The sequence below is a fragment of the Anabaena sp. EIM26 genome, from assembly GCF_057568715.1.
Genome location: NZ_CM172472.1, coordinates 29,973 through 43,904 on the forward strand (window position 1 = coordinate 29,973; position 13,932 = coordinate 43,904).

The window sequence follows — 13,932 nt, forward strand, 5'->3', positions numbered from 1 at the left end:
AGGTTTACAGGCGATTCAATAAAATTGATACCAATAGAATTAAGTCTTTACGTACACAATCAGAAATTTAACGGCTAAAATTGGCTAAGTGTTAAATTTACTGATCCTCATAACCTATATGACATTTGATATTGTTGGTGCTGCTGTAGATTTTGTCACTGATACTACTAACCGAGTTATTTCTGCATTTATTAACCAAACACTAGTTAAAGAAAATAAAATTAACTTACCTGTAAGAATTCAAAAAGTTAGACAAGATCAGCGGGTAATACAAGCAGAAGTAGATTACTACAACCGTCGAGAAGCCAGAAAAAAAGAATTTTTGGAAATTCAACAAATACCTCTTTCTACAGATTTAGAAATTACATTCACAGCAGATGAAAGAGAAAAAAGGTTGATACAAATAAAACGGGAAGAAATGGAGGATAGAGGTAAATTAAGCTCATTGTATCTAAACTTGAGTCGAGAGACGACATCTAAGGCAATTGAACTTAAACAAAAAGAAATTCAGGGAATTTTCGATCAACAAAAATGGCCTGGTGTCTTAAGTCGTGATGAAGCACAGAGGATTTTTGTAGATGAACAAAAAAAACCACGGTTACTAATTTTAATTCCACCACCAGATATTAGTGACGATTTTCCTATATCTTTCCGTGATAGTCTCAAAAAAGAAATTCGCAATCAATTAAAACTTTTTTTAGAAAAATATTACCCTCTTCACAGCGATTTTTGTCCCGTAGAATTTTACGGTAAGTATTTTGAGCGGTCAATTTTTGATGCAGAAGTAAAACAATTAGAAACCATTTTGTCCGCTGTCCCAACGGCAATTATTTACACCGACATCACAGATCATGAAGTTTATTTCAATGTCAAATTTTGGGGACTACATGAACCAGTATCTTTATCTTTTGAACCTTGGAATTGGGAAGAAGTCAAAGGACAACTTGAAGACTCTGGCAGTGATGAAACTAAGAGCTTGCGTGCAATTAGGCATACTATAGTTATTTTACACAAGCTACTAGCAGCATTTTTAGCAGATTGGTATTACTTGAATATTAACCCAAATTATGAACCGCAACTATTTAAATTAAGTGCAGACTTTCCTTCAGTTTGGACAAGCGAAATGTTGCAGAAATTAAGGTTAATCCTACAAAAATATAGAGAAGTATATAATTATGAATTAAAACAATTAGCATTTGTGCAAATAGAAAAACCCACATTATGGAGTTGTGTAAATACTATACATGGACATTCAAATCATGTTTTCTCAATTGCTGTCAATCCTGATGGCAAAACCTTTGCAAGTGGTAGTGCTGATAAAACAATTAAAATCTGGGATGTCCAAAACAGTGAAATTCTTAACAGTTTAAATGGTCATTCAAACTATATTTCCTCAGTTGCTTTTTCTCCTAATGGAGAAATCATAGCTAGTGGTAGCTATGACAAAACATTTAAACTATGGTATTCCTTTAAAAGTAAAACTTTCATTGAGCATTCAGGTTGCGTAACTTCAGTTAATTTTAGCCCTGATGGTAAAAACTTTGCATCTGCAAGTTTAGATAAAACTATTAAAATCTGGGATTTAAATACTGAAAAATTAATTTATACTCTCACTAATCATGAAAATTATGTTAACTCTGTTGTATTTACCCCAGATGGAAAAAAATTAATTAGCTGTGATTGTGACAAAACCATCAAAATATGGAATATTAAAACAGGAGTAGAAATGATCAGCATGACCGATCATGCCGATGCAATTAATACTATAGCTATTAGTCCTGATGGTAAATTTTTTGCTACTGGTAGTCATGATAAAACCATTAAACTTTGGCATTTGGCAACAGGAGAACTCGTTCACACATTTTTGGGACATACAGATTCTGTAACTAGCGTTGCGTTTAGTCCTGATGGTAAAAATTTAGCAAGTGGTAGTATTGATAAAACAATTAAGATTTGGTATGTGGAGACAAAAGAATTAATAAATACTCTTGAGGAACATTCATCAACCATTCATTGTTTAGCTTTTAGTGTTGACGGAAATACTATATTTAGTGGTAGTGCTGACAATACAATCAAGATGTGGCAACGTAATTAATAACCTTCTTAAAAAAGCGCGTTGACAAAACAGGTGATAAATCAATTATCACCTGCTGGCAGAAGGGAAAGGATTTCTAGAAACCTTGTCGATTCATCTTTTTAGTCAGCTACCTCAGCCCTAAAAAGATTGAGTTTTACTCTTACCGAGAAATTCTATACTTGAACAGTATGGATAATTCATCAAATTTTAAAAGCGGGCGATGGGACTCGAACCCACGACATTCTGCATGGGAAGCAGACATTCTACCACTGAATTACACCCGCGATAAATAATTACAAATTTGTGTCATTAAACATTATATCATAAATTTAGTAAAACATAAAAAGCAGATTTTACTGATCTGGTCTGCCAACTGGGAGCATTTATTCCTGAACGGGGAATAAAAATAATTTTCTTTGCTCATAGCCTATACTGGACTCTAAACAATGAACTTAACTCATTTGCTAGGAAAAATTGAGAAGGATAATGTAAACTTAATTCAAAGGCGGTTTAAAGCACCAAAGTCTCTGACTATACTAACTTCCTCATTATTCCATGCGCTTCATCCACTTGAAAAGCTATCTTCATTTTGAGAAAGCTATCCTCTGTGAGTGCAAGCCACACGCCGAAATTGAAGCGGACTCGATTATACAAAATATATACCTGAGTATCCAGTATGTTCAATACAACTGAAATTATCATTAGTGCTTTTGTAAATCAAATTAGATCTGGCTACCAACGTACTTACGGTGGCTTAAAAACTGATTATCAAGATATTATCGCTTGGGCAGGTAACATGGCTTTAGAAAATATTGCCAATAGCGATGCCTTATATCACAATGTTGAACACTCAGTCCTCGTTACCTTAGTTGGACAAGAAATTTTGCGCGGTAAACACATCCGAGAAGGTGGTGTTTCCAGTGAAGACTGGTTACACGTAATCATTTCTTTATTGTGTCACGATATCGGCTATGTAAAAGGAGTTTGCCGTGAAGATAAAGAATCAGAAAGCCTATATGCTACCGGGCAGAATGGCAACATGGTTTCTCTACCTTCAGGTGCTTCTGATGCTAGTCTTACACCCTATCATGTAGACCGGGCAAAACTATTTATTGATGAGCGATTTGGTGGACATTATTTAATAGATTCGGAAGCGATTAAACGCAACATTGAATTAACTCGTTTCCCAGTGCCTCACGCAGATGATCATCAAGATAGCAATCATTTTGCAGGATTAGTACGTGCTGCTGATTTAATTGGTCAATTAAGTGATCCGCGTTACTTAAAAAAAATCACAAGTTTGTTTTATGAATTTGAAGAAACGGGTATTAATAAAGCTTTAGGCTATCAAAATCCTGGAGATCTACGCAAAAACTACGCCAAATTTTATTGGCATGGTGTTTATCCTTATATTAAAGAAGGACTGCATTATCTATCTCTAACACAACAAGGAAAACAAGTTTTAGCCAATCTTTATTCCAATGTTTTTGTTGTCGAACATGAAAAACAAAATGAGGGATTTCAGTATTTAGCTGAACAGTTAAATGCTTAGATAGTAATTAGTTACAAGTGATTAATCAAATAACTAACAAATTGCTAACTTGATCCATTGACTTTAACTAAATAGTTCCTTAATGGTAGAATTCCCCAAATTTATCTGTGGAATCAAGCGAAAATCCTCAACCCCCTAAATTTATTTATCATATGGGGTCAATCTAAAATCTAAAATTGTTTGATTTGTGATAAGAAATTATGAATTGGTGGCAGAGACTGAAAAAAAATCCTTTGGCGCGATTTGGGGCAACCTTGCTGTTAGTTTTCTATTTGGCAGTAGTTGGGGCTGATTTTATTGCACCTTATAACCCATATGAATCACAGCTAAATGGTTCACTACTGCCACCGACTCGTATTTACTGGGTTTCTCCGACAGGTCAATTTATTGGCCCGCACATATATCCGACAACTCAAGGGGATACAAATTTAGAAACAGGGGAACGGAAACTAATTGTAGATTTCAAAAAGTCTTCACCATTAGGTTTGTTTGTCCCTGGCCCAGAATATAAATTATTTCAACTCAGTTTGCCATTACCTCCCAAATGGGATGAAGTCACCATTATCCCTGGTATTCCTCTGAATTGGCATTTGTTTGGATCAACTGGTGAAGCAAAATTTAACCTTTTGGGTACTGATGACCAAGGAAGAGATCAATTTAGTAGACTGCTTTATGGTGGACGTATTAGTTTATTTATTGGAATTTTTGGGATTATTATCACCTATCCTCTCGGTTTATTGATAGGTGGGATTTCTGGTTATTTTGGTGGCGTGATTGATAGTGTGATCATGCGTTTGGCAGAAGTGCTGATGACTTTTCCTAGTATTTATTTGTTGGCAGCATTATCAGGAGTGTTAAGTCCACAATTAACTAGTACGCAGCGGTTTTTATTAATTGTAGTCATTACTTCTGTGATTAGTTGGGCAGGTTTAGCAAGGGTCATTCGCGGGCAGGTATTATCAATTAAAGAACGAGAATTTGTACAAGCAGCACAGGCAATGGGTGGTAAGCCAATATATATTATTCTGCGTCACGTTTTGCCCCAAACTGCAAGCTATATAGTTATTTCAGCTACTCTGACAATTCCTAGTTTTATTGGTGCTGAAGCTGTATTGAGTTTGATTGGTTTAGGGATTCAACAACCAGATCCTTCTTGGGGAAATATGCTTTCTTTGGCAAGTAATGCTTCTATTTTAGTTTTACAACCTTGGCTAATTTTGCCACCAGCAATCTTGATTATTCTGACTGTGTTAGCATTTAATTTACTAGGGGATGGGTTGCGCGATGCCCTTGATCCTCGCAGTTTGCAGAGATAAATAAGTTTGTCAAGAAAGATGAAATTTGGGAGTGGGTTTAGATGTTACTAACCCACCTTGATTCTAAGTTGATAGTCTATATTATTTTCTCACTGGTGTACCGCAGGGATAAGTAGCCACTTGCTGTGAATTACTTGCACTTGCTGGCTTGTCTTTAGCCGCTAGATAGTCTTTTTGTAATGTGCCTAACAATTCATCTCGTCTATCATACAAACGTTTCAGGGTACGAGGTTGACATTGATTGAGAACATAAGCTGTAACTAGTGGTAAAGCGATCGTACTGTCTGTATAACAAACAATGGTGCTAGGTAACTCATCTGGGTCAATCTTACCCCAGCTTACAGCTTCGGCTGGAGTTGCCCCTGACAAACCCCCTGTATCTGGTCTAGCATCGGTAAACTGGACAAAGAAATCATGTCCCCGTTCTTCTAGTCCTAGTACTTCGTGAATTTGTGGTTGTGTTTGCAATAAAAAGTTTTTAGGACTGCCTCCACCGATAATTACAGCCGCACTTTTACCCTCTGTTTCTCTTGCACCATAAGCAATAGCCGCTGTTTCATTTACGTCAATGGCTGGATCTAATATCAACTTTGATCCTTCCAATGCTAATGCGGCTACATTCATGCCAATGGAACTGTCACCAGGAGAAGAAGTATAAATCGGTACGCCACATTCATAAGCTGTGGCTAATAAACAAGAATGTTCGACACCTAATTGCTTTTCTACTTCTCGCACATACTTACCCAGCAAATAATGAAATTCAGCTGTTCCCATGCGCTTTTGAAAAGGTTCCGCTTGCAGAATTTTGCGAATAAATGCGTCAGTTTCTAGTAGCACATCATAGCCAAAAATAATGTCATAGATTCTGATAGTACCTTCTTCGCGCAATTTGACATCATCTAAAAATGGACTACCCGCAAAGAGTTCAAAACCCAAACCGTAATGCATATCATGGTAAAGATTTGCACCTGTACTAATTATCCAGTCAATAAAACCATTGCGAATTAAGGGTGCAAGGGCAGAAACACCAAATCCCGCTGGTGTCATCGCACCGGAAAGGCTAACCCCCACTGTAACCCCGTCTGTAAATACATCATGACTGAGTAGTTGACAAGCTTCTCGCAAGCGTGCTGAGTTGTAAGCGGTGAAGTAATTATTAATCAAATCAACCACTCCAATCTCGGCTGGCATTGGGATGGGTGAGATTTTTTTACCTTGCTGTTTTGACATTGTGATTAACTCCGCTAGTAAATACGCTGAATATAATGTTATCTAGCTTTTAAGGAATTATTTCAATACTTTGTGGATACAAATTATCGGCATCTTGCCCAAAATATATACAAAGTATGTGTTTTAGCAGGTTATGGTTTTGTAAAAACTCGTTAACTTTGATCACATTCAGAGGGAATAGGGAACGGGCAACAGGGAATAGAAAAAACTCATGTTTAAAAAGATGAGATTGAAATAAGGTATTTAATTATTTAATTACTAATGTTTGCAATTTTGTTAATACTGCTTGGGCATGACCTTTTGTTTTTACATTAGGCCAAGAGTAGGCTATAATTTTATCGGGTGAAATCAAAAAGGTTGAACGAGCAACACCCATATATTCTTTACCCATAAATTTTTTTAACCTCCAAGCACCATAGGCTTCTATTAATTGATGTTCTGGGTCACTTAACAGGGTAATTGATAATTGATGTTTGTCGATAAATTTGCAATGTGCTTTAGATGAATCTGGACTGACACCGATGATTTTAGCTCCTAAAGTGGTAAATTCTGAAGCTAAATCAGTGAAGTCTTTGGCTTCTGTGGTGCATCCTGGAGTGTCATCTTTGGGGTAAAAATAGAGGACTATCCACTCACTGAAGTCAGATAGGGTAATTGGTTTTTCGTTTTGGTCTGGGGTGGTGAAGTCGGGTGCTGATTGTCCGGTTTGGGGAATGTCGGTCATGATAGGATTTAGTGTGATATAGATGCTTTAGAATTATAACGGAAATTTCGACGATACATTAATGAAACGTCTTCTGATTTGAATTTAGACTAAGGTTCTCAGCTATCCTGAAATTCTCCTTTTTAAGGATGACTTTGAGCAGGTTATTCCCCCTTTTTTAAGAGGAATTGAGGAGGATATAGATACAAGCATAGACTTTTTAAACATCCTCTAAGCGATCGCAACTCAAAAAAACATTACGGATTGTAGGAGGTAAATTAACTATGAAGAGTAACTCCAAGCCGTGAAATGAAGCTATCCCTTGGGAAATCGCCTATCTTTCCTAAAATATAAAATACCCTCAAGTAATCAAGGATTATACACAAAGGAACTCTTGATATAAAGTCCTACATAATCCCCATCATTACTCTCACCAACAATATAAATATTCTCTTTTGTCCAAGAACTAATGCGATACATAAAAGCTTGATCAAATTTCTGTTCAAAAAATTGATTCATTTGATTTACTTGATTATATTTTTTGTTAAGGTTATTAACATAATCATCGCAAAACCATTCATTAAAATATTCACGATCTTTATAAAAACCGTTGAATTTACCAATCTCTAGTATTCCTGATTTTTGCAAAACCTGCTCCATCGCTAACTCCTTACTTGTAGCTAGAGAATAAACAATTTGATGTGTATATGAATAACCGTAACCGCCACCAAAATCCCCACTCATGGAAATGTAACCTAAATCTTTAACGCATTTTTTAAGTTGTGTTTCCAGATTAGAACTATCAAATCCTGAAACCTTCATTACTGATGTTTTAGCAATAGAAGAATGAGAAATCACCTCTTGGGGAATATATGTTTCTACATAAAACGTTGGTGCGATTGCCACCCAATTTTTATCTTTTGTCTGTCCAAGTATAATCCCAGGAACAGGAACGTCAACTTCATTCCAATAACTTACAGTAAAAAGATAAGATTCTAGATTATCTAAATTATTATAAATAACCTGCCATAATAACTCTATCCTATTTTCCCAAACCTTAATTTGCTCTTGATTCAAAGAAAAATTATTAAAACACTTGGCATACTTTAGCTCTTTCAACCTTGTTATGATCACATCAGCATCAGTTAATTTGAACCAATTTTTAGACAAACAAAGATTCAAGACATTAAAATCTTCTTGGGTATTTCTCTCCCATACAAAAGGATAAATAGAACTGCCATTTTCATGTCCTGGTAAACGAATATCGGGTAGTTTTTTTAGTAAAAGCTCTAAAGTTCCAATTGTCTGTTCTGTTTCAGGTTTCATTTTATATTCTTCCTATTAGATAAAAATTGCTTGTAGACGGTAGAGTTAAGGATTGTAGGTAAACTGACTGTGAATAGCAACTCCGACGCAGGAAGCGAAACTATCTTGTTGGGAATTATCTGTTTCTCCTAAAATATAAAGATGTTCGTAATCCCAAAAACAAAAGCGATAAAGTAACAATTTAGGAAACATAGTATTTAAGAACTTGATTAAGTGGGTAATATGATCTGTATTATAATCTCTATCATCAACATAAAAGCCCTTACCTCCATCTCCTTGAATTATAAATTTTTCAACTTTATAAATCTCAACTAAGCCAGATTTTAACAAAATATTGTTAATTGCTTCTTCTTGACTATCTCCCGATGCCAAAACGATACCATGACGATGAATATGACCGTAACCACCATCATAGTAGCCATATATCATGATTTGTCCTAAATCTTTAATCATGTTATTAATCGTCTTCTCAATATTTGACAATTTTTCTGCTTCTAAATCAGATTGTTTTTCTTCTTCTTTGTATGGCGAACAGTGAATAAGTTTATTAATAAATTTAGGTGTTTCTTGGGGAACAGTGGAAGAAAGACAAATCCAGCGTTTACTATCAGGAACTCTCCCCACAACAACGGACAGGGAATAATGAGAGTTATAGCTGAAAGAAAAAGCCTGTAACTTTTTGATTTTCTTTGTTAAGAACTTGAGTAAATTAGAATATTGTTGATATCTATGATTTTTACTATGTTCATCTAGTAGTATTTTTCTTGGATCTTTACCGTAAACATAGATGCCTAAACCATTCTGTTCTATGCAAGACCAATTTGCTAAAGCAACTTCTGGGTCTGTTTCTCTGATCCAACCTTCAGATTTAATCAGATTTAAGGGCGTGAATTGACCTTTTATAGTTGCATCCCACGCATAGGGTTTTAAAATTGCACCATCCTCATGACATGGAAGATAATAGCGTATTTGGCTCTTCAGTAGTTGCTATGCTAAACTAATAATATAGATGCCAATTAAGTAAACATCTAACTCGGAAATTGTCAAAGTTTCTAAACCCATAACTAGAACGTTTGATCAGCTTAAGTTTGTTATTAATTCCTTCTACAGTACCACTAGTTGTTCGGTTATCAAAGTAAGCAATAATTTCATCAAACCAACGAATAATAGTATTGTTACTATTTGGGAAATATTTTTTAGCTTTTGATAGCCACATACCCAGTTTAAAGACTCCCGTATACCAATCACGAGTATTATTAAAAATCGTTCTAATTTTCTCTTTCAGTTCATGCATTACTTTCAATACAGGGGATACATTTTGAACTTGAATAAGTTTGTGTAATTGCTCCTCATTTAAATTCTCTTCATTCTTAAGTAAGGGATATTTACTATTTTTCAGACCTGATAATATTTGTTCATATTTAGATTTTTCTTCTGCTGAATTTGCTTTTTTAATTAACTCTTCTACGCTGCGTTTTTCTTTTTTTCTTTGTGTATCTAGTTCTTTATTTATCTGTGCCATTACATGAAATCTATCTGCTACTACCTGGGCATTTGGCATTAATTCTATGACTAAATTTTTATAGCCTTGCCACAAATCTATACTGACTTCTTCTATTTGTTCTAAAACCTCAAATCCCCATTCCATAAGAGTTTTCTTGATTATTTCTTGCGTACGTCCATTTAATATAGTAATTAGTTGAGATGTATCTAAATCTATTAAGACTGCACAGTAATTACCTTTGCCTTTAATCAGAGCTATTTCATCAAGTCCAAGTCTTTTTAAGTTCAGAGGTTTTAAATTGGGTAATGTTTCGGATGCATCTTTTAGCATCCGTTCTATTTCTTCCGTTGTCACTATACCTTTTGACGCTACACTATGAATATCATTCTCTAAAACTTCTTGTATTGTCTTATGTGCCAGTCGCTTTGTAAAAGTCCTTTTTTTTCTGACAAAATCTAGGTCTTCGCTAAACGGTTTTTTACATACAGCACATTTGAACTGTCGTCTATTAATTTCTAAAAATACTGGCTTTTCTCCAAAAGGTAAGTCTTTAATAATGTGGTGATGGTTTTGATGTAATTTATGGCTTTTTGTGCCACAGTTGGGGCAAGTACCATATGACTTTTTTGATTCGGTTTGTAAAATCATTCCAATCCCACTATGAAGACGATGTGATATGACTTTTACATCATCTAAATCAAGAAGCTCTGTGAGAATTTTAATATCTCTTTTGCCAGTCATAACTCTAACTTTATCTAAAAATACGGTTAATTGTATTTATACTTAACAATATATATTGTTCATATGTCAATACCTGTAAGACTTTTAGTCAGTTTTTAATATGTTTTTTAATAGTATTTTATGCCTACTGCTAATAATTTGGCATAATAGGTAATGAAGAGCCGCGTATTTCTTCTTCCAAAAGCACTTCCAGTGTTCCTAAGCGTTGCTCAGTTTCAGGTTTCATGAATTTATCCTCTTATACTTAATTTAAACTTGCGATCGCTACTGCTCTGACAATTTGATTGCTATCTTCGGTAAGCTGTTGTTTAATTTCTGTTGGTGTCGCTGGATTATCTGCTACTGCGTAACGTTCTAGCCAAGATGCTGATTGCGCTCCCTGTTGCAAGACTTGAGCAGGGGTGAGAGGATGCAACAAAGCCACCAAACGCACAAAAGGAACATCGGACTCGACATACTCCGATAATACTGTTGCTAAATCATCTGTTTGGGGGTTGTATATCCGGCTCAAACCGCGTAGTGTAGGACTGGGTTGGGTTTGGCGTACAGTTGGGTTACTGACTAAATCTTCCAAAGAAGCACGCACCGCAGGTGGAGTGTGAGGATTTTTCGCTACAGCACGACGCACTTCTACTTTTTCATCAGTTGATAAAAGCTCTAAAACCTGATTCGGCACATTCTCACTAGCAGCAACAGCCTCGCGGACTGGCAATGCTCTATCTTGGGCTAATTGTTGCCAATGAGTTGCGGTTAAATTGGGATGGCGGACTAAAACAATACGCACATTTGCATTAGAATGCTGGATAAATTGAGTTAATAGTTCTGATGTTAGATTTGGGTTACGAGCAAGAGAAATTAAGACAGTTTCTTCTGGTTCTGTCGCAATTATTTTCGCCATCAATTCTGGAGGAAGATTATGACTTAATGCTATAACTTCACGAACATATTGGGACTTATTTTCTAACAACCTTGCCATTAAATTGACAGGAATTTCATCTCTTTCTACTATTGCACCAGCAATTTCTTCATCATCTTTATTCAGCAATCTTTCTAGCAATTGTGGTGAGCTATTAGGATTTCTGGCTATACCCCAAAGAACAGGTTCATAAGTATCATCTATCATTTTTTCCAATGCAGACAACGGAGTATTGCGATGATGGGCAACGTCTGATCTAATCCATGAAGTTGTGTTCGTTGATAATTTTTCGAGGGTACTGGCGGGCATTTGAGAGCCTTCTAGATTTCTGAGCAAATACTCGAACTCTTTCTTTTGTGTATAACTATTTTTTAGAGTAAATTCTACTACTGCTGCTAAGGCATTTCCTGGAGTTTTAAGATTGTAAACACTAGCAATTTGCTTTTCTACTCCCAAAAATTCGAGAACTTCTACAGGTGTATTCTGATTGCCAGTTAGTGCCTTACATACACTTATGCTCGAATCTTGAGCGAGTTGAGTTAATATTTCTACGGGAGTGTTTTTATTTCGTGCAACTTCTACCCTCACTAATTCTGATTCATCTTGAGCTAATCGGTTTAAAATTTCTATTTGACTGGAACGATTACGCACCAAAATCAAGCGGACATTCACATTCTCATCTTGGGTGAGTTTCAAGAGAGCAGAAAGCGGTAAGTTAGGATTTTGACAGACAACTTGACGAATGGTGGCATCACGATCTTTTGCTAGTTTTTCAAGGATAGGAATTGGAGTTTTGTTGCTACTGGCTGCGATGAGTTTAAACTGTTGATCTCCAGTTTTAAGAATTTGTGCTAAACCATAGGAACTGTTAAGACGATTGGCAAGGAGTTGATTTGCTTCTGCTATTTCCCGCTTTTGCTCAAGAGCAACTAATAACCGATAGCGTTCTAAAGCAGGTAAGCTAGGATTATTTACAACTATTTGACGTACTACCACGTCATGCCACGCCACCGCAGGTTGAATTTCCTGATCTGCTGCTAATACCGCCAAAACTTGGGCTGACGTGACAGAATTTTGCGCCACAGCCAAGCGAATTTTAAAGACTTTATCCTCTGCCAAAGCCAGCAGGGTTTCTTGAGAAGTTGAGGGATTTTTTGCCACTGCTAAACGTATGCAATCCCAACGACTTTTTGCTAAATTTGCTAATTGTTCTACATCTGTATCCCAATCACTCGCTATCTCATGCTGTTCTTGCACTAAGCGCACTAATTCCGGTGGACAACCGGGATTATATGACACAGAGAGACGAATAGCTAACTCCAAATCTCCCGCTAAGGATTCTAATAACGTCAACGGGGTTTGAGGATCTTCTGCGACTTGTAAACGTGGTTCTAGGCTGGGTTCTTTTGCTAACCGTTCTAGTAACTGGAGGTGATATCGTAGCGGTAAATAAGGGTTACTGAGGGCTTGAATGAGATATCGGTTAGGAACCCACTCACTGAGGAAGCAAGGGGGAACGGGAGCGATTTTGAGCAGTTCGACTGCTAATTTGTCATTTTGCCCCAAATAGCGCGATTCTAAGACTTCCTCAACGGCATTCTGCCCATTTTCACTGATTTCTCCTGCCCAGTTGATGTGCAATTGTGCAGCTTCAGAAACGATCGCATGGGGACTATTAACTAAGACTTCTAACAAGGGGCGTGGGGTTGGGGAATAACTGGCCACGGCTAGTTGTAAGGCAATAGATTGATTGTTAAGCTGTGTCGGGTCAGCTAGAAAAGGTTCTAAATCGGAAATAGTGAGCGATCGCAACAATTCCATCATCCCACGCAGGAATCTAATAGGATTCCTATATCTTAAATTTTAAATTTTTACTTGGCTTTTGGAATTGTTCAAAATTCTTTTCAGGGAAGTTTCTTTGACTAACATGACAGCTTGATTAATCTCTAACCACAAACGTTCTCTTTGGGCTGCTTCTGGCCAATCTTCTAAGACTTTCTCTACTGGTAGCAAAAATAAGTTTACTCGATAAGTATTACCACCTTTTTGATATTTATAAGCGCCCAATTTCTCAGTGTTCACTTGTCCAATCACTCCTGCTTCTTCCCAGGCTTCTTTTGCGGCTGAATCATGTGGACTCATTCCCTTGCACACTCCTCCTTTGGGAATTACCCAATTTTGACGCTTACGTGTGGTGATCAATAAAACTTCAATTTTTCCATCTTTTACACGATATGGAATGACTCCTGATTGTTGCAAAATTTTGGTGTTTTTTTGGGCCATTCGAGTAGCTTCCTATAAATCAACCTTTATATCTTAGTTATTGCGATCGCAATTGGGTAATAGTCGTGTTTGTAAGTTGCACCATGATCCCTCCGGTCTCCGCAGCCATCATTTTGAGAAAACCAGTTGAGTAAATCCTGATTCTGATGAGTTCTGAGTCTGTAGTAATTCGTTTTTTCTGCCGTGAGGGTTAATCAACAGCCATTTATGTGCTATGTTATAGTCGCGGAAGCAAAAAAAAGGAAAAATTATCAATTTCTGAATTTTTAGCTCCCAACTACTTG

General features: G+C 36.4%; 10 protein-coding genes and 1 tRNA gene. 3 read left to right on the plus strand and 8 right to left on the minus strand.

Going from position 1 to position 13,932, the window contains the following annotated elements; all coding sequences use genetic code 11:
• Nucleotides 1-118: 118 nt before the first annotated feature.
• Nucleotides 119-2,095, plus strand: a complete 1,977-nt coding sequence (locus AC012T_RS00135; RefSeq protein WP_487062192.1) for a WD40 repeat domain-containing protein — start codon at nucleotides 119-121, stop codon at nucleotides 2,093-2,095.
• A gap of 194 nt (nucleotides 2,096-2,289) precedes the next feature.
• Here AC012T_RS00135 and AC012T_RS00140 read toward each other — a convergent pair.
• Nucleotides 2,290-2,361 (minus strand) — tRNA-Gly (locus tag AC012T_RS00140).
• A gap of 392 nt (nucleotides 2,362-2,753) precedes the next feature.
• Between AC012T_RS00140 and AC012T_RS00145 the strand changes: the two genes are divergently transcribed.
• On the plus strand, nucleotides 2,754-3,629 hold the full coding sequence (locus AC012T_RS00145) for an Npun_R2479 family HD domain-containing metalloprotein (RefSeq protein ID WP_487062194.1): 876 nt from the start codon (nucleotides 2,754-2,756) through the stop codon (nucleotides 3,627-3,629).
• Between the two features lie 200 nt (nucleotides 3,630-3,829).
• A complete protein-coding gene (locus AC012T_RS00150; protein WP_487062196.1) occupies nucleotides 3,830-4,945 on the plus strand; it encodes an ABC transporter permease in 1,116 nt (371 codons plus the stop codon).
• Between the two features lie 81 nt (nucleotides 4,946-5,026).
• Here AC012T_RS00150 and AC012T_RS00155 read toward each other — a convergent pair whose 3' ends face one another.
• From AC012T_RS00155 to AC012T_RS00185, 7 genes are all read right to left on the minus strand, one after another.
• Nucleotides 5,027-6,175, minus strand: coding sequence for a homospermidine biosynthesis protein (locus AC012T_RS00155; protein ID WP_487062198.1), 1,149 nt, complete (start codon nucleotides 6,173-6,175; stop codon nucleotides 5,027-5,029).
• Between the two features lie 247 nt (nucleotides 6,176-6,422).
• Nucleotides 6,423-6,899, minus strand: coding sequence for a thioredoxin-dependent thiol peroxidase (gene bcp / locus AC012T_RS00160; protein WP_487062200.1), 477 nt, complete (start codon nucleotides 6,897-6,899; stop codon nucleotides 6,423-6,425).
• 348 nt (nucleotides 6,900-7,247) lie between these two features.
• Nucleotides 7,248-8,204 (minus strand): nuclease A inhibitor family protein, encoded by a 957-nt coding sequence (locus AC012T_RS00165; RefSeq protein ID WP_487062202.1) that lies wholly within the window; start codon nucleotides 8,202-8,204, stop codon nucleotides 7,248-7,250.
• A gap of 45 nt (nucleotides 8,205-8,249) precedes the next feature.
• Nucleotides 8,250-8,828: a hypothetical protein gene (locus AC012T_RS00170; protein WP_487062204.1), complete on the minus strand. Its 579-nt coding sequence runs from the start codon at nucleotides 8,826-8,828 to the stop codon at nucleotides 8,250-8,252.
• Nucleotides 8,829-9,201: 373 nt separating this feature from the next.
• Nucleotides 9,202-10,449 carry an ISL3 family transposase gene (locus AC012T_RS00175; protein ID WP_487059515.1) on the minus strand — a complete coding sequence of 416 codons (1,248 nt, stop codon included), beginning with the start codon at nucleotides 10,447-10,449 and terminating at the stop codon, nucleotides 9,202-9,204.
• Nucleotides 10,450-10,693: 244 nt separating this feature from the next.
• The gene (locus tag AC012T_RS00180; RefSeq protein WP_487062206.1) at nucleotides 10,694-13,189 is read right to left on the minus strand and encodes a hypothetical protein; all 2,496 of its coding nucleotides are present in this window, start codon (nucleotides 13,187-13,189) and stop codon (nucleotides 10,694-10,696) included.
• A gap of 39 nt (nucleotides 13,190-13,228) precedes the next feature.
• Nucleotides 13,229-13,648, minus strand: coding sequence for an NUDIX hydrolase (locus tag AC012T_RS00185; protein ID WP_487062208.1), 420 nt, complete (start codon nucleotides 13,646-13,648; stop codon nucleotides 13,229-13,231).
• Nucleotides 13,649-13,932: the final 284 nt, after the last annotated feature.